Source organism: Vibrio sp. YT-19(2023) (assembly GCF_033337395.1).
In genome coordinates this window covers 1-22,451 of record NZ_JAWOQN010000045.1, presented here as the reverse complement: position 1 = coordinate 22,451, position 22,451 = coordinate 1, and the positions used below count along the sequence as shown (strand labels likewise).

The window sequence follows — 22,451 nt, the reverse complement described above, 5'->3', positions numbered from 1 at the left end:
GCTGATTGTGAAAGACTTATTAAACTTTCTAAAAGCACAGCATAAGACCGAAGAATTTGATGCAATCAAAATCGGTCTATCTTCACCAGACATGATCCGTTCATGGTCTTTCGGTGAAGTTAAAAAACCTGAAACGATCAACTATCGTACGTTCAAACCTGAACGCGATGGTCTGTTCTGTGCGCGTATCTTTGGTCCAGTTAAAGACTACGAATGTCTTTGTGGTAAGTACAAGCGCCTGAAGCACCGTGGTGTTATCTGTGAGAAGTGTGGTGTAGAAGTTACACAAACTAAAGTTCGTCGTGACCGTATGGGCCACATTGAACTGGCTTCACCAGTAGCTCACATCTGGTTCCTAAAATCGCTACCGTCTCGTATCGGTCTACTAATGGATATCCCTCTACGTGATATCGAACGCGTTCTGTACTTCGAAATGTACGTAGTAACAGAGCCTGGTATGACTGATCTAGAAAAAGGTCAGATGCTTACTGAAGAAGAGTATCTAGATCGTCTAGAAGAGTGGGGCGACGAGTTCACTGCTAAGATGGGTGCGGAAGCTATCAAGGACCTACTAGGTTCTATGGATATGCACGCTGAAGCAGAACAAATGCGTGAAGAGTTAGAGACAACAAACTCTGAAACTAAGCGTAAGAAAGTAACTAAGCGTCTTAAGCTGGTAGAAGCGTTCATCGCATCGGGTAACAACCCTGAGTGGATGATCCTAACTGTACTTCCAGTACTTCCGCCAGATCTACGTCCTCTAGTACCTCTAGATGGCGGTCGCTTTGCGACTTCTGATCTTAACGATCTATACCGTCGTGTGATCAACCGTAACAACCGTTTGAAGCGTCTTCTAGAGCTAGCTGCTCCGGACATCATCGTACGTAACGAAAAACGTATGCTGCAAGAGTCTGTTGATGCGCTACTAGATAACGGTCGTCGTGGTCGTGCGATCACAGGTTCTAACAAGCGTCCTCTGAAATCTCTTGCTGATATGATCAAGGGTAAACAAGGTCGTTTCCGTCAGAACCTTCTAGGTAAACGTGTAGACTACTCTGGCCGTTCTGTAATCACAGTAGGTCCATACCTGCGTCTACACCAGTGTGGTCTTCCTAAGAAGATGGCACTTGAGCTATTCAAACCATTCATCTACAGCAAGCTAGAGACTCGTGGTCTTGCGACTACAATCAAAGCTGCTAAGAAAATGGTAGAGCGTGAAGAAGCGGTCGTTTGGGATATCCTAGACGAAGTAATCCGTGAACACCCAGTACTATTGAACCGTGCACCTACACTTCACCGTCTAGGTATCCAGGCGTTCGAACCAGTACTGATCGAAGGTAAAGCGATTCAGCTACACCCACTTGTTTGTGCGGCGTACAACGCGGACTTTGATGGTGACCAAATGGCGGTTCACGTACCTCTAACTCTAGAGGCACAGCTTGAAGCTCGTACTCTGATGATGTCGACAAACAACATTCTGTCGCCAGCGTCAGGTGATCCGATCATCGTACCTTCTCAGGACGTTGTATTGGGTCTGTACTACATGACTCGTGAAAAGATCAACGTGAAAGGTGAAGGCATGTACCTTTCTGGCCCAGAAGAGGCTGAGAAAGCATACCGCACTAAACAAGCTGAGCTTCACGCACGCGTTAAAGTACGTATTACAGAAACTGTTGTAGACGAAGACGGCAACAGCACTACAGAAACCAAGATGGTAGACACCACTGTTGGTCGTGCAATGCTATGGCAAATCGTGCCAGCTGGTCTACCGTACAGCATCGTTAACCAAAAGCTAGGTAAGAAGCAAATCTCTAACCTACTTAACGAGGCGTACCGTAAACTAGGTCTGAAAGACACAGTAATCTTCGCTGACCAAATCATGTACACAGGTTTCGCATACGCGGCACTTTCTGGTGTATCTGTTGGTATCGACGATATGGTTGTACCAGCAGCTAAGTACACTGAAATCGCAGAAGCGGAAGAAGAAGTACGTGAAATCCAGGAACAGTACCAATCAGGTCTTGTTACTGCGGGCGAACGCTACAACAAAGTTATCGATATCTGGGCATCGACCAACGACCGTGTTGCGAAAGCAATGATGGAAAACCTTTCTTCTGAAACGGTAGTTAACCGTGACGGTGAAGAGGAACAGCAAGAGTCATTCAACAGCATCTATATGATGGCGGACTCGGGCGCTCGTGGTTCTGCAGCACAGATTCGTCAGCTTGCGGGTATGCGTGGTCTGATGGCGCGTCCAGATGGTTCAATCATCGAAACGCCGATCACAGCTAACTTTAAAGAAGGTCTAAACGTACTTCAGTACTTTATCTCAACGCACGGTGCTCGTAAGGGTCTTGCGGATACGGCACTGAAAACAGCGAACTCGGGTTACCTAACTCGTCGTCTAGTAGACGTTGCTCAAGACGTTGTTGTAACTGAACATGACTGTGGCACTCACGAAGGTGTCGACATGATGCCTCACATCGAGGGTGGTGATGTTAAAGTTGCACTTTCTGAGCTTGCTCTTGGTCGTGTTGTTGCTGAAGACGTACTAAAACCTGGCACTGAAGACGTTCTTATTCCACGTAACACCCTGATCGATGAGAAGTGGTGTCAAATCATGGAAGAGAACTCAGTAGACAGCATGAAAGTGCGCTCTGTAGTAACGTGTGATTCTGACTTCGGTTGTTGTGCACAATGTTACGGTCGTGACCTAGCACGTGGTCACCTAGTGAACCAAGGTGAAGCAGTGGGTGTTATTGCTGCTCAGTCTATCGGTGAGCCAGGTACACAGCTAACGATGCGTACGTTCCACATCGGTGGTGCGGCATCGACAGCAGCGGCAGAGAACAGTGTTCAAGTTAAGAACAACGGTTCTATCAAGCTACACAACGCTAAATCTGTATTGGCTGATGACGGTAAGATCGTTATCACTTCTCGTGCGACAGAGTTAACTATCGTTGATGAGTTTGGTCGTACTAAAGAGAAACACAAACTGCCTTACGGTACGCTACTAAGCAAAGGCGATGGTGATACAGTTCAAGCTGGCGAAACAGTTGCAAACTGGGAAGCGCACACACTACCTATCATTACTGAGGTAGCAGGTCGCATCCAGTTCGTAGATATGATCGACGGCGTAACAGTATCTCGTCAAACTGATGACCTAACTGGTCTATCTTCAAGCGAAGTAACTGACCCAGCAGCTCGCCCTTCAGCAGGTAAAGATATGCGTCCAGCTATCAAACTTGTTGACGAGCAAGGTAACGATGTAATGATCCCTGGTACTGATATGCCAGCTCACTACTTCCTACCTGGTAAAGCGATTGTGAACATCGAAGATGGCGCAGCAGTAGGTGTTGGTGCAACACTAGCACGTATTCCTCAGAAGTCTGGCGGTAACAAAGATATCACCGGTGGTCTTCCACGAGTTGCTGACCTATTTGAAGCACGTAAGCCGAAAGAGCCTGCAATCCTTGCTGAGCACACAGGTACTGTGAGCTTTGGTAAAGAGACGAAAGGTAAACGTCGCCTAGTGATCACACGTGAAAGCGGTGAAGCTTACGAAGAGATGATTCCTAAGCATCGTCAGTTGAACGTATTCGAAGGTGAAAAAGTTGAACGTGGTGATGTGATCGCAGATGGTCCAGAGTCTCCACATGACATCCTACGTCTACGTGGCGTACACGCGGTAACGCAGTACATTGCTAACGAAGTACAGGAAGTTTACCGTCTACAAGGCGTTAAGATTAACGATAAGCACATTGAAACTATCGTTCGTCAGATGCTACGTAAGTGTACTATTACTCACTCTGGTGACTCTGAGTTCCTACCTGGTGAACAGATTGAGTACTCACAAGTTAAGATTGCTAACCGTAACCTAGAAGCTGAAGGCAAAGAGCCTGCACGTTTCGAACGTGAACTACTAGGTATTACTAAAGCATCTCTAGCGACTGAGTCGTTCATCTCTGCGGCATCGTTCCAGGAGACAACTCGCGTACTAACAGAAGCTGCGGTTTCTGGTAAGCGTGATGACCTACGTGGTCTGAAAGAGAACGTAATTGTTGGTCGTCTGATCCCAGCTGGTACTGGTTTCGCATACCACCAAGAGCGTCAAGCTAAACGTTCTGAAGCGCAAGATGGTCCTTCTGCTGAGCAAGCAACGGATAACCTAGCGGCACTTCTAAACGCTGGTTTCTCTTCTGAAGAGTAAGTCATATAACGAGTAATCGTTAAAAGCTTAAGAAAAAGGCACCTTCGGGTGCCTTTTTAGTTTTTTATACTACTTTGTTCTTCCGGTGGGATTTTCGATAAAGCTAGAAACAAAAAAGACCGACGATGATCGTCAGTCTTTTCTCTCACTCTATTTCTGAATGTTTGCAAATACTAAGCTCCAGGTGGCATAGACAGGCTTTCTGCGATTTGCTGTATCAGATAGTCCTCGACTTCAAAGCGAGTCTCAAGAATTTCTCCAATGAGACACATATCAGAATCGAAATCATTTAATTCATCATCTTCAGTCACTTCTGAGTACTTATCGTTAAAGTTCAATAATGGTTCAGTCGTTAGAACAATTTGACCATAGGTTTGATTGATCTCATTAGTCACGACAAAGCCGGTTGCTTTCCAACGGTCCATAACCATGTCATAAATTTTAAAGTGGCCTTCGGAGATGTAATCAACGAGGTGCTGACAGAAATCCTGCAGTTCGGAAGGAGATGGGAGTTCAATAACATTGGTTTTCGAACAAGGTTGCAGCGCTGCAAGCTTACAATATTCAACAATCAGGGATTGTCGTGTCTCTAACCAGTGATCAATGACATCACTTGAGCCACCCCACTGGTCTTGTGTTTGTTTGAATTTTCTTAGCATGACCATGCCCTCATGATCTGATCGCCCATCGGCGAACGTATCCTTTGCAAAGCAAAGTTAGTAAAGTTATTACAAACTCTTGTCCTTACTAGAATTTAGAGTGCACATTTACTTAACGATAAACTCTAGTATGAAATTAGATTGCCAGTAAAATGAACGAACTTCAAGCAAAGGGATGGTGTAATGTTAAGAAAAGGTGATGTTAACCGCGCGATAAATGCATACTGGTGTGTTGTTGCAGGAAGTGAAATTTGGCTGGTGGATGGTGCTGTGCCCTTCGGGTCTGCAGAGCAGTTATCACTGCCAGTAACGAGTGCAAGACCCATTGGTGAGTATTCTGGTTCGCCCGTCATGTGGCTTAACTTGGCCGATTTAGAGCATGATCTACCTTTAGTATCCCTGCGTGACTGCCTGCATTTTCCTGAGCCATTATTTATGTTGTTAAGTAAAGCTGTGCAATATGGGCACATGACGCAAAGTTTGCGCTTTTGTCCACAGTGCGGAGGAAGAAACTTTCTTAATAATAACCAGTTAGCCATGCAGTGTGGTGAATGTCGCACCCTTCATTATCCTAGAATATTTCCGTGTATTATCGTTGCTGTACGTAAAGAAAATCAGATCTTATTAGCCCAACATCCAAGGCATCGAAATGGTATGTATACGGTTATTGCGGGTTTTCTAGAAGTCGGTGAGACATTAGAAGAGTGCGTGGCTCGAGAAATTCATGAAGAAACGGGAATTCTCGTTAAAAATATTCGCTACTTTGGCAGCCAGCCTTGGGCTTTCCCATCCAGTATGATGATGGGGTTTTTAGCTGATTATGAATCCGGAGAGTTAAGTCCAGACTACACTGAGCTGTCTGATGCACAATGGTTTGGTATCGATGAGATGCCGCCTGTTGCGCCTAAAGGAACGATTGCAAGAGCACTTATCGAACAAACGCTGAAAGATATAGACTCTAATTATCTGATAAATAGATAAAAAAAACCCTCCGAGAGGGAGGGGGTAAGTAAGATGTCGTTATGAGATGCTGAGTACTAAGTACTCAGTTTATAATTGTAGTTTTCGCTAGCGAACAAATTTTTAACACTGATACCGATTGGGTGCAAATTAAGCATTGATTTAAAAGTTAATAACTTGATCCAGGTTGCAAAGCACACAGCTATTGGACTTAAATCAGTGATAGAATACCTCCTTTCACAGAAAGCCTAACAGTTGGAATTACGGAATGACTGAATTAAAAAATGATCGTTATCTGCGTGCGCTTTTAAAAGAGCCGGTAGATTACACGCCAGTATGGATGATGCGCCAGGCAGGTCGTTACCTACCAGAATACAAAGCGACTCGTGCAGAAGCGGGTGATTTCATGTCTTTGTGTCGAAATGCAGAATTAGCATCCGAAGTGACACTTCAACCATTACGCCGTTTTCCTCTTGATGCCGCGATCTTATTCTCGGACATCTTAACGATTCCAGATGCAATGGGGCTTGGTTTGCGTTTTGCTGCGGGTGAAGGACCTGTTTTTGATAACCCAATTACATGCAAAGCCGACGTGGAAAAAATTGGTTTGCCAGATCCTGAAGGTGAACTGCAATACGTAATGAACGCAGTACGCCAGATCCGTAAAGACCTGAAGGGTGAAGTGCCGCTGATTGGTTTTTCTGGTAGCCCTTGGACTCTTGCGACGTACATGATCGAAGGTGGTAGCTCTAAAGCGTTTACCAAGATCAAGAAGATGATGTACGCGGAACCACAAACTCTGCACCTACTTCTAGATAAGCTGGCAGACAGCGTTATCGAGTACTTAAACGCGCAAATTAAAGCGGGTGCGCAATCGGTAATGGTATTTGACACATGGGGTGGCGTACTAACGCCTCGTGATTACAATCTGTTCTCACTGCAATACATGCACAAGATTGTAGATGGTCTGATTCGTGAAAACGACGGTCGTCGCGTGCCAGTCACACTGTTTACTAAGAATGGCGGCATGTGGCTTGAGCAAATCGCAGCAACAGGCTGTGATGCGGTTGGTCTAGACTGGACAATCAACATTGCAGACGCGAAAGCACGTATCGGTGATAAAGTAGCTCTGCAAGGTAACATGGACCCATCAATGCTTTACGCTTCACCAGAGTGTATCTGTGAAGAAGTCGCGGGTATTCTAGAAGGTTTTGGTGATGCAGGTACTGGTCATGTGTTCAACCTAGGTCACGGTATCCATTTGGATGTGCCGCCAGAAAACGCGGGCGTATTTGTGGAAGCGGTACACGAGCTATCTAAGCCATACCACAAGTAAGTTAGATCTTTTGAAATCAAATGCCGGCATTCAGTGCCGGTATTTTTTTGCCTAAAATTCATTTTTTCTATCTGAGACTCAAGGCTGTACAGCTCTAGTAGTATTTGGCCTACTATGATCTAATTACTACTCTAGCTGTACATTAGACATTAAAATTTAATATAAACAAATACTTATAATTTCTGGTTTTATGTTCTAATTTTCTTGTACAGATAAACAAGCAATTAGATCATGGGTAACCTAAAGCATCGAGTGAACGCGTTTTTTAAGGTATGGTACGACGTCAGATTCAAACCAAGGATTCTTCTTTAACCACAATGTATTGCGTGGAGATGGGTGAGGGAGCGGGATAAAGTCCGGTTCCCAATCTTGCCATTGCTGAACGGTTTGCGTGAGCGTCTTTGGTTTGTTGGTGAGATAGTACTGCTGCGAGTACTGACCAATTAGTAGAGTGAGCTCTATATTGGGCAGCTGCTCAAGAATCTTTTTATGCCAAGTGGGCGCACATTCTTTACGAGGCGGTAAATCACCAGAGTTCCCTTTGCCTGGATAACAGAATCCCATTGGGACAATGGCAATTTTATTTGGGTCGTAGAAAACGTCTTTGTCGATATCGAGCCATTGGCGTAATCGATCACCACTTGGGTCATTCCAAGGTATCGAGGTTTTGTGTACACGTGTGCCAGGGGCCTGACCGATGATTAGGATGCGTGCCCCTTTTGCTGCTTGCACGACAGGGTTTGCACCCAAAGGTAAGTTATCCGCGCAGATCTGGCAGGCCCTCACTTGCTGCAATAGCTCGTCTAACGACATTCTTAGTAACCCTTTTCGAAATCCACTTGATAATTTAATGAAAACCCATCGCGCCAGCGTAGATAGTTGTCAGCAAAAATCTCGATGACTTGCTCGGGAAAACTCAGCGCAGCAATGTGTGGAGTGATGGTGACTTGCGGTAGTTTCCAAAATGGATGCTCTACCGACAACGGTTCTTGCTCAAACACATCTAAGAAGGCGTGTTCTACCCAACGGTTTTTCAGAGCGAAGAGCAACCCTGCCTCATCCAGTACGTCGCCACGACCTACGTTAAACAATAACGCCTGATTTAGTTGGCTGAGCGTTTGACGATTAAGTAACTGTCGCGTCTCAGGTGTACTTGGTAGAGTATTCACAACGATGTCGGCTTGCTCAAGTGCCTTACTTAGTTCATTGATATGAAAGGTCTGATGAAACTCGCCGCCTGGAGTAGGGATACCTGTGCGGTTAATACCGATAGTTTTTATCCCCATTGCTTTAGCGGCGTTGCCCAGATAGCCCCCAATGCTACCGGTACCAAGAATTACCATGGTTTTACTTTTTAATGACGTGTACAGGTGAGGCTGCCATTGTTTGTTTTGTTGCTGCTGGTGGTATCGGGCAAAGTGACGGTAATGGGCAATACTGTAACCCAAAACATATTCAGCAATCAGTGGACCAAAGATGCCTCGAACGTTAGTTAGAGTATAGTCCTGACGAAGGCTAGGGGATGTTAAGGCGTTGACACCAGCAAACGTGGATTGCACCCATTCAAGCTGTGAAAACTCGTCTAAGCTTTGTGATAGTAAGGGTGGATCCGCTAGTACGATCTGAGCGGCTTCTGGTTGGTCGGTGAGGCAAAGATCGGGCAGATTTTTCTCTGCCAGTAACGTTTTGTAGGTGTCGCGATGCTCTGAGAGCAGGAAAATCTGATTTGAATGCGGCATTAACTTTTTTCCCTGTGATGAATCAAGTACACTTTCGCTGTTTTTTTCTTCAATGATTGAGTGACTATGCTTAAGAATCCTCTTCAGGTTCGTTTAGAAAAACTAGAACCTTGGCAACAAATTACCTTTATGGCGTGTCTGTGTGAACGCATGTATCCAAACTATGCGATGTTTTGTGAGAATACAGAATTTGCTGACCCGCGTGCTTACCGAGCGATTCTTGATAGTGTATGGGAAATTTTGACAGTTAAGAACGCGAAAATTAACTTCGAACGTCAATTGGAGAAGTTAGAAGAGTTGTTCCCAAGTGCGGATGAGTTCGATTTTTACGGCGTTTACCCAGCGATGGACGCGTGTCAGGGGTTGTCTACGTTACTGCATGGTCTATTGGACCGCGACTACCTTTTCGATTCAATGCTTAAAGTGAGTCAACAGTCGGTACAAACCGTTGCTGATCTAGAGCAAGCACAAGGCGCAGAGCCAATCACTAACGACAACCAGAAAGAAAACGAAGCCGTATGTGAAGAGTGGGACGTCCAGTGGGCTATCTTCCGTCCGCTGCGTGAAGCGGTAGAACGTGACATCAGCTTGATTAAAGATTTGCGTGAAGAGCTACGTGAAGAAGGTATGAGCAACATCGGTATTGCACTTTAATCGTTGAATAAATAGAAAAAGGCATCCTAACTGGATGCCTTTTTTGTTTGTGCGTTTAAGCTGTTATACCTAATGCTGATTACGATTCTTTCGAGTCGGGTTTCGGTGGCTCTTGAGCTTCTGGCTCTTTATCCTGCTTCTCCGGCTCATTATCTTCTTCATCGTCATCGCGGCTTTCGATTACGCCGTGCATTTCTTTCCAGCTTTCCCAGCGTTGGTAAGCCAGCTCCTGCATGTCAGTGCTTTTATCTGCTTCGTCGATGATCTCCTCGCCTACGAGGTGTTCAAAAATATCTTCCAACGTTACCAAACCTAGCACGGTACCGTATTCATCAACAACAAGTGCCAGCTGTAAGCGATGAGTCATCATCTGGTCGAATACTTTAGGTAAAGTGGTATTGTTTAGCACCACTTGAATTGGGCGCATGATTGCTCCCAACTGTTTCTGTCCACAACCTGATTGTTGTAGTTTGAACAACTCAAGGCGATGCACAAAACCAATGATGTTATCTTTCTGCTCGCTGTAAACCAATGGGCGTGAGAAAGGCGTATCTTTGTGTTTTTCTAGGAACTCATTGATGGTCATTGTGGCATCGACACGGAATACTACTGGTCGTGGCGTCATAACCTGCGTTACGGGTACATCTTGGATGCCAAGCAAGTTGCTTAAGATTTTTGATTCACCCTCGGCAAACTCACCGCTTTCACGTGCCAGAATCGCCATTGCAGACAGCTCATCACGCATCTTTGGAGCTTCGTGGTTACGAGCAAGACGCTTGGTGATTTGCTCTGAGAACCAAACAAAGGGTGTAAGCGCCCATACCATCCAACGCAATGCGACCGCGGCAGTGGGTGCCAACTGACGCCAGTAGGTCGCGCCAATCGTCTTCGGTACGATTTCTGAAAGCACTAAGATCGCCAATGTCAGCACTGCCGAAAAGATACCTAATGCTTCGCTACCAAATACAACCGCAGCTTGTGCACCAGCAGTGGCCGCGCCGATAGTGTGAGCGATGGTGTTTAAAGTCAGAATAGATGCCAGTGGTCGGTCGATATCTGATTTCAGCTTAGCCAATTGCCCAGCTGCGGGATGCCCCTGTTGATTGAGCTGCGCAATGTAGCTCGGACTGATACTCAGCAGTACCGCCTCCAGCACCGAACAGATAAACGAAATGCCGATTGCAATAGAGATATAAATGGATAACAGCAGCATAGTTGCCCTTGAATGTAGTTTGATAGTGGTTATTTGCAGCTATTATAACCGCAAAAGTGACTTATAAATTGGTCCAAATACCTTGGAAAGCAAGGGTTTTCAGGGGGTATGTGGTAACAAATTGTGAGTTATTACTCATATTATGGCTAAAAGTACGTCAGAAAATCGAAAGATCGCTTACAAACCTTTGCCAGATGGGGCATTTATGTTTTAGAGTGAGACGAATTCGATAACCTATGAGAAGGGAAACCTAATGAACAAGACCCAATTAATCGACTTTATCGCAGAGAAAGCAGACCTATCAAAAGCACAAGCAAAAGCTGCTCTTGAAGCGACTCTTGATGGTGTAACTGGCGCACTTAAAGAGGGTGACCAAGTTCAACTAATTGGTTTTGGTACATTCAAAGTAAACCACCGCGCTGCACGTACTGGTCGTAACCCTAAGACTGGTGACGAGATTCAAATCGCAGCAGCTAACGTACCAGCATTCGTAGCAGGTAAAGCGCTGAAAGAATCAGTAAACTAAGTTAGAATGCACCGAGGTATCCTGCCTCGGTGCAATTTCATGAAAAAATATCTACTCACTTCACTTCTCCTATCTAGCCTTACCCTTTTTGGCTGTTCGTCGGTTGAAACTCCTAATTTAGAACAATTCACGCATTTTTCTGGTGGTAAAGTTGCGGGAGATGCTAGCAGCTTGTACTGGATGACAGAGAAACTCACTCGTGTGAGTACGGCGGCTGATTATGTGACTATGGGGGGCAATGGTTGGTTCCAGAGTGATTATCGCTGGGATGAAGGTGAGTTGCGAGAGTTGATTCGAAAAGGCGAGCAAGTTGATACCAAACAAGAGTTGGTGCCTTTTCAAATCCACATCCGTTTCAATAAAGATGGCGAAGCGGTTTACCAACAATATCGTGTTAACCGTAAAGTCTTACCACTTCAGCATGACCAATTAGAGCGCTACAAAGCAGAAGCGAATGACGTAGTGGCATCGGTTAAGGCGCAGTCTCGTAACAATCAGAGCCTTATTCAAGGTTATTGGAATGGTCAATCGTTTGAAACCTGCAAAGGTAAGGTGTTCTCGACACTCGAGTTTAATCAGACGTTGCCAAAATTTATTATCGAGCGTCTCTCATCGGTAGACAGTTATGTGGCTTTTGTCGGCAAGCAGTCACGAAACAAAGCAATGGTCGATGAACTGTTGATGCTCAATGACGATGACTTTGATTGTGTTTCTCGGCCAACGTTGATCTCTGAATAAACATTGCTTCGAATTCTGTCGAACAAGAACAATAAAAAAGGCGCTGAGTGCGCCTTTTGTTTTTTAGCCAACTCATGTTGTTTTTATTTTTCTTGCTCACGTGCAATTGCACGGTAGCCGATGTCGTTGCGATGGAACATGCCATCCCAACGGATCTGTTTTGCAAGCTCGTAAGCACGCTGCTGCGCTTCTGATACGCTGTTGCCAAGTGCGGTTGCACAAAGAACACGACCACCGTTTGTCACGATGTCGCCATCTTTGTTATCTGTACCAGCATGGAAGACTTTTTCGCCTTCAATTTCAACTTGTGGCAGACCCGAAATAACGTCGCCTTTGTTGTACGCTGCTGGGTAACCACCGGCTGCTAGCACGATACCAATCGATGCTCGTGGATCCCACTTCGATTCCGCTTGATCTAGCTTCTCGTCGATTGCCGCTAGGCACAGATCAACAAGATCCGATTCCATGCGCATCATGATAGGTTGTGTCTCTGGATCACCGAAGCGGCAGTTGTACTCGATTACTTTCGGAGTGCCGTCTTTGTCGATCATAAGACCCGCGTATAGGAAACCAGTGTAAGGGTTACCTTCAGCGGCCATGCCACGTACTGTTGGGTAAATCACTTCTTCCATGATGCGGTTGTGGATTTCCTGTGTTACCACTGGAGCTGGCGAGTACGCGCCCATGCCACCGGTGTTAGGACCCGTATCTTTGTCGCCTACGCGTTTGTGGTCTTGGCTGGTGGCCATTGGCAGAACGTTCTCACCATCCACCATCACGATGAAGCTTGCTTCTTCACCATCTAGGAACTCTTCGATAACGACACGACTACCAGCATCACCAAATGCGTTGCCTGCTAGCATGTCTTTGATTGCATCCTCAGCTTCTTCTAGCGTCATCGCTACGATAACGCCTTTACCAGCAGCAAGGCCGTCAGCTTTTACTACGATCGGTGCACCTTGCTCACGTACGTAAGCAAGAGCTGGCTCGATTTCAGTGAAATTCGCGTAGGCACCCGTTGGAATTTGGTGACGAGCAAGGAAGTCTTTGGTAAACGCTTTAGATCCTTCAAGCTGTGCTGCTGCTTGGGTCGGGCCAAAGATTGGTAAGCCCGCTTCGCGGAACGCATCAACCACACCAATAACCAATGGTGCTTCTGGGCCAACGATAGTCAGTTCAATCGCCTTCTCTTTGGCGAAAGCAACAAGGCCAGTGATGTCTTCTACATCGATGTTTATGTTCTCTAGTTTTGGCTCTAGTGCTGTACCTGCGTTGCCTGGTGCAACGAAGATAGTCTCAACATTTGGGTTTTGTGCCGCTTTCCAACCTAGCGCATGTTCACGACCGCCTGAACCAATGATTAAAACTCGCATATGAAAATCCTTAATCTTATAAATACCGTTTGCTCAAACTCAGATATTTCGCAAAGACCTGAGTATGGCCTCTCTAATTCAATGGGACGAGGACAAGGCGACAAGTGAACTTATTCCTATGAGCATAGTATGCTATGTGATTAGGATAAGTGAACGCCGTCAACGCAGTTATCGTCCCAGTGAAGACGAGAGGATTAGTGGCGGAAGTGACGCATACCGGTAAAGATCATCGCCATGCCGTGCTCGTCGGCTGCTGCGATAACTTCGTCATCACGCATAGAGCCACCTGGCTGAATCACACACTTGATGCCCGCTTCTGCAGCCGCGTCGATGCCGTCACGGAATGGGAAGAATGCATCTGATGCCATTACACAACCTTCAACCTGTAGACCTTCGTCTGCAGCTTTGATGCCTGCGATTTTCGCAGAGTAAACGCGGCTCATTTGGCCAGCACCTACACCGATAGTCATGTCGCTTTTCGAGTAAACGATCGCGTTAGATTTCACGTATTTCGCTACTTTCCAGCAGAACAGTGCATCTTTTAGCTCTTCTTCTGTTGGCTGGCGCTTAGAAACCACTTTTAGGTCGTCTAGGCTTACCATGCCTTGGTCGCGGTCTTGAACCAGTAGACCGCCATTCACGCGTTTCACGTCAAAGCCAGTTGTCTTCGTTGTCCATTCGCCACACTCAAGTAGACGTACGTTCTTCTTCGCGGCAACCACTTCAATCGCTTCAGCAGAAACAGAAGGTGCGATGATCACTTCAACGAATTGACGCTCAACAATAGCGGTTGCTGTTTCAGCATCCAGTTCTTGGTTGAATGCAATGATGCCGCCGAATGCAGATGTTGGGTCAGTTTGGTAAGCACGGTTGTACGCTTCTAGGATGTCTTTACCTAGAGCAACACCGCATGGGTTTGCGTGTTTTACGATTACACATGCTGGCTCGTTGAACTCTTTCACACATTCAAGCGCTGCGTCCGTGTCTGCGATGTTGTTGTAAGAAAGGGCTTTACCTTGGATTTGGCGAGCAGTAGAAACGGATGCTTCTTGTGGGTTTGCTTCAACGTAGAATGCGGCTGCTTGGTGGCTGTTCTCACCGTAGCGCATGTCTTGCTTCTTCTCGAACTGTTGGTTGAACGTACGTGGGAATTTAGACTCTTCATCACCTTCTTTGTTCTCACCGTAAGATGGAACCATAGTGCCGAAGTAGTTTGCGATCATGCCGTCGTAAGATGCTGTGTGCTCGAATGCTGCGATAGCCAGGTCGAAACGAGTTTCTAGTGTTAGAGACTTCTCGTTCGCGTCCATTTCAGCGATAACACGGTCGTAGTCGTGAGCGTTCACCACGATAGTTACGTCTTTGTGGTTTTTCGCTGCAGAGCGAACCATTGTTGGACCACCGATGTCGATGTTCTCAACCGCATCAGCAAGCGTACAGCCTTCTTTAGCAACGGTTTCTGCGAATGGGTATAGGTTAACGACAACCATATCGATAGGGTTGATGCCGTGCTTTTCCATCACGTCATCATCTTGGCCACGACGACCAAGCACACCACCGTGAACTTTTGGGTGAAGCGTTTTAACGCGGCCGTCCATCATTTCTGGGAAACCAGTGTAGTCAGAGACTTCGGTTACGGCGATGCCTTGTTCGGCAAGTAGGCGAGCTGTACCACCAGTAGATAGGATATCGACACCGCGCTCAGCAAGAGCTTGCGCAAACTCAACAATACCTGTTTTGTCTGATACGCTGATAAGCGCACGGCGAATAGGACGAGCGTTATTCATGCTTCCATTTTCCTCAAATTCACGGAGTTAAAGATGTTTGCCAAAAATGAACTTGTTTTTACCTCTTGGGGTAAAATATTGGCCAGTTTTGGTAAAGACCTTTGCAGGGTGTTTTCTGGTTAGAAAACAGTCTCCACATTTGATGGCGCGTATTCTAACCAATTTATTACAAAAAAGCTCGCGCAATCGTTTGGCATCTCAAAAATAATTGCAAAAAAGTCGTTCTTTAGCTTTAAAAGTAACGAGATAGTTAATAGGGAAAGTTATGTTTCAGATAGGTGAACTGGCAAAACGTTGTGGTGTGACTGCCGATACATTGCGTTTCTACGAGAAAAACGCGCTAATAAAACCCGCAGGGCGAAGCGAATCAGGCTACCGCTTGTATGATGAAGAGAATCAAAAGCAGGTGCACTTTATCCTCAAAGGTAAAGATCTTGGCTTGAGTCTGGATGAAATTAAAGACCTGTTAGAAATTAAGTTAGAAGCGACAGAACACAGCTGTGCAGAGGTAAAAGCCATTACTTCTGCTAAGTTAGAGCTGATTGATGGGAAAATTAACGAGCTGACGAAAATTCGCCGAGCGTTAAAGAAGATTAATGATGCTTGTTGTGGTCATACAGACGATGACGCCACACATTGCTCTATCCTTGCAGCACTTGAGTAGTCTCATTCTTGCATCACTTAACTTAAGTTTGCATTTTTGGCGACTTGCTTTTCTAGGTACACGCTGCTTTCCCACCTATAATCTTGCCTTTAGTTACTTGTAGGAATCGACCATTGTCTGATTCCTAGCGTAACGCTGTCTGTAGATACGAGAGTTTTCATACATGGTTGGAGTCTATTTTCAAATCAATGACTGGGTTTTGAGCGTTGATGAAAATAAGCTGTATCGACAAGATAGGGAAGTTACTGTTGAGCCACGCTTAATTAATCTTTTGCACTTCTTAGCGGAGCATGCGAATGAGGTGTTCAACCGCGAGGAATTGATTCAGTACGTTTGGGCTGGAGCGATTGTGACCGATCAAGTGGTGACTCAATCCATCTTTGAGTTGCGTAAGCTACTACGTGACGGTCGAGAGGAAAATACCAACTACGTTATCACGGTGCCCAAGCGTGGCTATAAGCTGGTAGCGAACGTGGTTGCTATGACGCATGAAGAGTTTGTCACAAGTCGGCAAAATGAAGAGATCCCACCTTCGGTTGAAGAATCGGAAGAGGATTGTCTACCTATAGCACCAGCCGTTACCTTTCCTGCCGGTCCTCTAACTCGCGCGGTCTGCGAGATGTCAAAAGAGAAAAAAGCCCCTCAGAGCAAAAACAAAATCAGTCCTTGGCGATTGGGAATTATGAACTTCATCTGGATCAGTATGTTGGTCGTAGTGATGGGCGTGTTTACCTACAAGCAATCGGAAGTGCGTATTACCCAAGCCATCGATACCCATCTGATTGAGTTCAAGTTTCAAGATAATTTTACGAGTGAAGGATTAAGCTACGATTTGGCAGACGGATTCGCCCAAAAGTTGATGTCCGACATTGCTCAAGTCAGTGATTACCGAGTCATGCTAAAGAAGGCGTCGTTTACTTCTGGCATTGTGCCTGGTAAATCGGTTGTGGTGAGAGTTCGTGAGAATGACGGTGGCAGCTTTTTAGAGGTGGAATATCGCAATAACTCATCTGAGAAAGTGTTGTTTAGTCGTCAATACGCGTTAACCAGTAGTCATTTAAAGACAGTGCTTCAACAAGCGTCGTTGGATTTGATGCAAGTGCTGAAAGTGTCGGATGCCAAATTGAAATCTACGATGCTGGTGGCGGGAATGCCAATGAATCCCGACGCGTTGGAGTTGTTTGTTCAGGCTAACCATTACCTTAATGTCTCTGATACTAAACAATTCCGCCAAGGTATCGACTTGATGGAAAACATTTTAGAAATCGAGCCGGATAATGCTTACGTTCAAGCTGAGTTGTTGATTGCTTATCATGTACAAAAGGCACTTGATTTCTCACAGGAGTTGAAGAAAGGGCGAATGCAGCAGCTCAGTGAAGCACTAGAGACTAATGTGAAAATGATGGTGGGGCCAATTCAACCGCGAATTTATGAAGCTTTAGCACTGCACGAAACCATCATTGGTGACATGGCGTTAGCCAAGCGGCATCTCGGACAGGCATTGAGGTTACGTGATTCAGTGCTTTCCTATGTGATTCGCGGTAAGCACGCCGAATTGGATGGTGATCTGGATTTGGCCAGTGAGTCTTACAGTGAAGCTTTCTATATTGATACGTCGGTTGAGACGTACCTGCTGTGCGAAAACTTGGTCTTCCCAAGTAACATGAAGGCGATTGATTACGCCATGTATCGCGCCGTTCACCCTTCTGTCGTTCGAATGCTTTAATTCTCTCGGACTCAACGTCAGTCTAATGCTAGCCCCTCATTTCGATGAGGGGCTTTTTTGTCGCTGTCGAAAAGTGAAAAGGGTGAGGCGGTGGGGCAATGACTTACGAAGGAGCTAACAACGCAAGCTTGCAACGGGAATGCATACCCGCTTTGCTTCTCTATCTCTATCTCTATCTCTATCTCTATCTCTATCTCTATCTCTATCTCTATCTCTATCTCTATCTCTATCTCGGCTAAATTATGTGGCGAGAATGATTCTGATGCTTTCTTGCATGCGAGATGAATATTGATATGGGTCAAGAAGCGCGAGCAGGGAGAGATTTATGGAATCAACACTTCAGGGAATCAACCCTTAGGGATGGGGAAGTTGATAGAGGTTGATAACTTTTATCGCGATGACCAACGAGTTGATGAGAGTTTATCTATCGGTAGAAGGTTTGATGTTTTTCTTATAACCGTATGAATAATATAGTTTTACATTTTTGTGTTTATCATGTTTATCTCAACTTGATGTTGATGAACTAATCATTTTATTGATAACACCAAGTTTATTTTTTTCCCGATTTTTGGGCGTAGTCTTCACTTCGAAATTTAGCGAGGTCGAGCAGGTTCTTCCTCATAGCATCTCGCTAATAACCATTCAGTTTGAGTCATGTTGACTCGAGTAGAATAGATTTGGAGATGTTATGTCATCGAATGCGAAAAAAATCGGCCTTATTGCCTGTACGGGTGTCGTAGCCGGTAACATGATGGGTAGTGGTATTGCACTATTACCTTCTAGTCTTGCCTCTGTAGGCTCTGTTTCAATCTTCAGTTGGCTGATCTGTTTGGTCGGAGCACTGAGTCTGGCGTTCGTTTACGCTCGTCTGGCAACCAAAAACCCACAAGAAGGTGGTCCTATCGCTTATGCTGGCGAAGTGTCTCCGGTATTTGGTTTCCAAACGGGCGTTCTTTATTACCACGCGAACTGGATTGGTAACCTGGCTATTGCCATTACAGGTGTTTCTTACCTTTCTGTATTCTTCCCTGTGCTTAATAACCCAATCCCAGCAGGTATTGCGACGATTGCATCGGTATGGATCTTCACTTTCGTCAACCTACTTGGTGGTAGCTGGGTAAGCCGTCTATGTACGCTTGGTCTAGTTCTTATCCTTATCCCAGTTGTTGGTACAGCTGCGTTTGGTTGGACGCACTTCGATACTGCGCTTTACAGCCAAAACTGGAACGTATCAGCAGGCACTGACAGCCACGCGGTAGTAACAGCGGTTCTTATCTGTCTATGGTCATTCGTAGGTGTGGAATCAGCAGCGGTATCGACTGGTATGGTAGAAAACCCTAAACGTACTGTACCACTAGCAACTATGTTGGGTACTGGTATCGCAGGTGTGATTTACATCCTATCAACTCAAATGATCAGCGGCATGTTCCCAGCGTCAGAAGTTGCGGCATCAGGTGCGCCATTTGCATTAGCAACCACTGAGCTATTCGGTAGCTGGACAGCACCATTCGTATCAGCATTCACAGCGCTAGCATGTTTCACTTCGCTAGGTTCTTGGATGATGCTAGTAGGTGAAGCAGGTAAACGTGCAGCAAACGACGGCAACTTCCCTAAAATCTACGGCGAAACTGACAAAAACGGTGTGCCTAAGAAAGGTCTAATCCTTGCGTCAATCAAGATGACTGCACTGATGGTTGTACTGATGTTCTTCAGCTCTAAAACAGCACACGCATCAGACCTGTTCAACCAGCTAACGACTGACGCGGTTCTACTAACTATGCTGCCTTACTTCTACTCAAGCATTAACTTGATTCGCTTCGAAGGTATGACAACACGCAACGGCTTCGTAATGCTGTTCTCTGGTGTGGCTTGTCTGTTCTGCTTCATCGCACTAGCGGGTGCAGAGGGCGGTACGCTAACAGCAACCTTCATCGTGTCTCTAGTTATCTTGATGTTCTACAGCAAAAAAGCAGGTCTTGCTCAGTACGTGAAAATGCACGCTGACGACATGCCTGCCCAAGCAAGCAACTAATCCCCAAAACGCTGGCACTACGGTGCCAGCCCATAAAACCCAAATTCACGCGGCGCTCACCTTACTCATTGCCTGTAAATGGCAAAGAGCGCCCTCATTCGCCTTGGAGATGTCCAAATGAATATATTCGCTATCTTGAACCACATGGGTGTGTTCTTTAAAGAAGAGCCAGTTCGTCAACTTCACGCTGCTCTTGAGAAAGCGGGCTACGAAGTGGTTTACCCAGTAGATGATAAAGACTTGATCAAAATGATTGAGATGAACCCACGCATTTGTGGTGTGCTGTTCGACTGGGATAAATACTCACTAGAGCTATGTGAACGTATCAGCCAAATCAACGAAAAACTGCCTGTTCACGCATTTGCTAACGAACAGTCTACTCTAGACATTTCACTAACAGACCTACGTCTAAACGTGAGCTTCTTCGAGTACGCTTTAGGTATGGCTGACGACATCGCTATCAAAATCAACCAAGCGACTGAGGCATACAAAGATGCCATCATGCCTCCATTCACTAAAGCGTTATTCAAATACGTAGAAGAAGGTAAATACACCTTCTGTACTCCAGGTCACATGGGCGGTACTGCATTCCAGAAAAGCCCTTCTGGTAGCATCTTCTACGATTTTTACGGTCCAAACACATTTAAAGCGGACGTATCAATCTCAATGCCTGAGCTAGGCTCTCTACTAGACCACTCAGGTCCACATAAAGATGCAGAAGAATACATCGCACGCACATTCAATGCAGACAGCTCGTACATCGTAACTAACGGTACGTCTACATCGAACAAAATCGTTGGTATGTACTCAGCACCTGCTGGCAGCACAGTACTGATTGACCGTAACTGTCACAAATCTCTGACTCACCTAATGATGATGAGCGACGTGACACCAATCTACTTCCGCCCAACTCGTAACGCATACGGCATCCTTGGTGGTATTCCACAAAGCGAATTCAGCCGCGATGTCATTGCAGAGAAAGTGGCGAAAACACCAGGTGCAACAGCACCAACTTACGCAGTAGTGACTAACTCAACTTACGATGGCTTGTTGTACAACACACAATTCATCAAAGAGTCGCTAGATTGTAAACACATCCACTTCGACAGTGCTTGGGTGCCTTACACTAACTTCAACCCAATTTACGAAGGTAAATGTGGTATGAGTGGTGAAGCGATGCCAGGCAAAGTGTTCTACGAAACACAATCAACACACAAACTGTTGGCAGCGTTCTCACAAGCTTCAATGATTCACGTGAAAGGCGACTTTGATAAAGAATCTTTCAACGAAGCATTCATGATGCACACTTCAACTTCACCTCAGTACGGCATTGTTGCTTCTACTGAAACTGCAGCGGCAATGATGCGCGGCAACACTGGTAAGAAGTTGATGCAAGACTCTATCGATCGCGCAATCCGCTTCCGTAAAGAGATCAAACGTCTAGAAGCAGAAAGCGACAGCTGGTTCTTCGATGTATGGCAACCAGAAAATATTGATACCACAGAATGTTGGAAACTAGACCCTAGCGACACATGGCACGGCTTCAAGAACATGGATGACAACCACATGTATCTTGACCCAATCAAAGTAACGTTACTGACTCCGGGGATGAATAAAGAAGGCGAACTAGAAGAATCAGGTATTCCTGCTTCGCTGGTGGCTAAATTCCTAGACGAGCGCGGCATCGTGGTAGAGAAAACAGGTCCATACAACTTGTTGTTCCTATTCTCAATCGGTATCGACAAATCAAAAGCAATGCAATTGCTACGCGGTCTAACTGAATTTAAACGTGGCTACGACTTGAACCTAACCATCAAGAGCTTCCTACCTTCGCTATACAACGAAGACCCAAGCTTCTATGAAGGCATGCGCGTTCAAGAACTAGCACAAGCAATTCATGACCTAACTAAGAAATACAACCTACCAGAGCTAATGTACAAAGCGTTCGATGTTCTTCCAGAAATGAAAGTAACACCACACGCAGCATGGCAAGAAGAGCTTCGCGGTAACGTAGAAGAAATCAAACTGGAAGAAATGGTTGGCCGCGTAAGTGCGAACATGATCCTTCCTTACCCTCCAGGTGTGCCACTAGTACTTCCTGGTGAAATGGTGACTCAAGAGTCTCGCCCTGTGCTGGACTTCCTAGAGATGCTTTGTGAGATCGGTGCGCATTACCCAGGTTTCGAAACCGACATCCACGGTCTATACCAACAAAAAGATGGTAGCTACACCGTAAAAGTATTGAAGAACTAAGTTCCTCTTGAAGATGACGCCATTGGGAATGCAAGCATGCTCCACTCTTACGAGCTCAATGCGTCATCGAACAATAACGACATTTAGATATACCCCTAACTAATCTGTCGTAAAGAGAAGGGCAAGGATGCTCTGATCTTTTCTTCTATATACAGAAGAAACACTTTTCCAAGACTTCACCTGAAGTACCCCAAATAAAAAGCAAAGACCAAAAGAGCAGTTCGTCATCGTTCTGCTCTTTTTTTTCATCTTTATATAGGTAGAAAGAGAAAAAAGAACCAAGAGAGATAAGATCAGTAACCGAAATCACAAAGAAATAGGCGATCTTTTAATGCGGAAGTCAGGCATTTCTTCATGAAAAGATCCTCTACAACCCGAAATATTAGACAAGATCGTTGAGTATCTATGCAGAGTGCTTGTTATTTGTTCGGTTGAAAGTTTTTTTGCAAAAAACGCTTGTGCTAATTTCTCAACCCCCTATACTGCGCATCCACCGACACGGACTGAGACGAAAGTCACACAGCGAGTCGAGAAGAGAGAAAAAAGAATTTGAAAAAAATGCTTGACTCTCTCACGGTGTA

The 22,451-nt window shown here is 45.5% G+C and carries 16 protein-coding genes; 10 read left to right on the top strand and 6 right to left on the bottom strand.

Going from position 1 to position 22,451, the window contains the following annotated elements:
- Window positions 1-7 precede the first annotated feature (7 nt).
- Entirely contained in the window at window positions 8-4,210 is a 4,203-nt protein-coding gene (rpoC, locus tag R7E78_RS22005; protein ID WP_005382514.1) for a DNA-directed RNA polymerase subunit beta', read from the top strand.
- Window positions 4,211-4,383: 173 nt separating this feature from the next.
- On the opposite strand, the gene R7E78_RS22000 is transcribed toward rpoC, so the two are convergent.
- Window positions 4,384-4,875, bottom strand: a complete 492-nt coding sequence (locus R7E78_RS22000; RefSeq protein WP_005382515.1) for an Rsd/AlgQ family anti-sigma factor — start codon at window positions 4,873-4,875, stop codon at window positions 4,384-4,386.
- A 177-nt stretch (window positions 4,876-5,052) separates the two neighbouring features.
- On the opposite strand from R7E78_RS22000, the gene nudC reads away from it, so the two are divergent.
- Entirely contained in the window at window positions 5,053-5,850 is a 798-nt protein-coding gene (nudC, locus tag R7E78_RS21995; RefSeq protein WP_017821797.1) for an NAD(+) diphosphatase, read from the top strand.
- A gap of 247 nt (window positions 5,851-6,097) precedes the next feature.
- Window positions 6,098-7,165, top strand: a complete 1,068-nt coding sequence (gene hemE / locus R7E78_RS21990) for a uroporphyrinogen decarboxylase (protein WP_262640742.1) — start codon at window positions 6,098-6,100, stop codon at window positions 7,163-7,165.
- Window positions 7,166-7,405: 240 nt separating this feature from the next.
- Here hemE and R7E78_RS21985 read toward each other — a convergent pair whose 3' ends face one another.
- Both R7E78_RS21985 and R7E78_RS21980 read right to left on the bottom strand, forming a co-directional pair.
- Window positions 7,406-7,978, bottom strand: coding sequence for a uracil-DNA glycosylase family protein (locus tag R7E78_RS21985; protein WP_005382518.1), 573 nt, complete (start codon window positions 7,976-7,978; stop codon window positions 7,406-7,408).
- Between the two features lie 2 nt (window positions 7,979-7,980).
- Window positions 7,981-8,904, bottom strand: coding sequence for a D-2-hydroxyacid dehydrogenase (locus R7E78_RS21980; RefSeq protein WP_262607139.1), 924 nt, complete (start codon window positions 8,902-8,904; stop codon window positions 7,981-7,983).
- A 66-nt stretch (window positions 8,905-8,970) separates the two neighbouring features.
- Between R7E78_RS21980 and R7E78_RS21975 the strand changes: the two genes are divergently transcribed.
- Window positions 8,971-9,558, top strand: a complete 588-nt coding sequence (locus tag R7E78_RS21975; protein ID WP_158156995.1) for a YjaG family protein — start codon at window positions 8,971-8,973, stop codon at window positions 9,556-9,558.
- Between the two features lie 79 nt (window positions 9,559-9,637).
- On the opposite strand, the gene R7E78_RS21970 is transcribed toward R7E78_RS21975, so the two are convergent.
- A complete protein-coding gene (locus R7E78_RS21970; RefSeq protein WP_005382522.1) occupies window positions 9,638-10,771 on the bottom strand; it encodes a hemolysin family protein in 1,134 nt (377 codons plus the stop codon).
- 253 nt (window positions 10,772-11,024) lie between these two features.
- On the opposite strand from R7E78_RS21970, the gene hupA reads away from it, so the two are divergent.
- A complete protein-coding gene (gene hupA, locus R7E78_RS21965) occupies window positions 11,025-11,297 on the top strand; it encodes a nucleoid-associated protein HU-alpha (protein WP_005382524.1) in 273 nt (90 codons plus the stop codon).
- 39 nt (window positions 11,298-11,336) lie between these two features.
- On the top strand, window positions 11,337-12,035 hold the full coding sequence (locus R7E78_RS21960) for a DUF1481 domain-containing protein (protein WP_167415508.1): 699 nt from the start codon (window positions 11,337-11,339) through the stop codon (window positions 12,033-12,035).
- 83 nt (window positions 12,036-12,118) lie between these two features.
- Here the strand turns inward: R7E78_RS21960 and purD are convergent, their stop codons facing one another.
- Entirely contained in the window at window positions 12,119-13,408 is a 1,290-nt protein-coding gene (gene purD, locus R7E78_RS21955) for a phosphoribosylamine--glycine ligase (RefSeq protein WP_136977321.1), read from the bottom strand.
- Window positions 13,409-13,602: 194 nt separating this feature from the next.
- A complete protein-coding gene (gene purH / locus R7E78_RS21950) occupies window positions 13,603-15,195 on the bottom strand; it encodes a bifunctional phosphoribosylaminoimidazolecarboxamide formyltransferase/IMP cyclohydrolase (RefSeq protein ID WP_158156991.1) in 1,593 nt (530 codons plus the stop codon).
- 265 nt (window positions 15,196-15,460) lie between these two features.
- On the opposite strand from purH, the gene zntR reads away from it, so the two are divergent.
- The 4 genes from zntR (at window position 15,461) to R7E78_RS21930 (ending at window position 21,870) form a co-directional block, all read left to right on the top strand.
- Window positions 15,461-15,859 (top strand): Zn(2+)-responsive transcriptional regulator, encoded by a 399-nt coding sequence (zntR, locus tag R7E78_RS21945; protein WP_005382529.1) that lies wholly within the window; start codon window positions 15,461-15,463, stop codon window positions 15,857-15,859.
- Between the two features lie 163 nt (window positions 15,860-16,022).
- The gene (gene cadC / locus R7E78_RS21940; RefSeq protein ID WP_065275609.1) at window positions 16,023-17,585 is read left to right on the top strand and encodes a lysine decarboxylation/transport transcriptional activator CadC; all 1,563 of its coding nucleotides are present in this window, start codon (window positions 16,023-16,025) and stop codon (window positions 17,583-17,585) included.
- A 688-nt stretch (window positions 17,586-18,273) separates the two neighbouring features.
- Window positions 18,274-19,617 carry a cadaverine/lysine antiporter gene (gene cadB / locus R7E78_RS21935; protein WP_005434864.1) on the top strand — a complete coding sequence of 448 codons (1,344 nt, stop codon included), beginning with the start codon at window positions 18,274-18,276 and terminating at the stop codon, window positions 19,615-19,617.
- 117 nt (window positions 19,618-19,734) lie between these two features.
- Window positions 19,735-21,870, top strand: coding sequence for a lysine decarboxylase CadA (locus R7E78_RS21930; RefSeq protein ID WP_158156989.1), 2,136 nt, complete (start codon window positions 19,735-19,737; stop codon window positions 21,868-21,870).
- The last annotated feature ends 581 nt before the right edge of the window (window positions 21,871-22,451 follow it).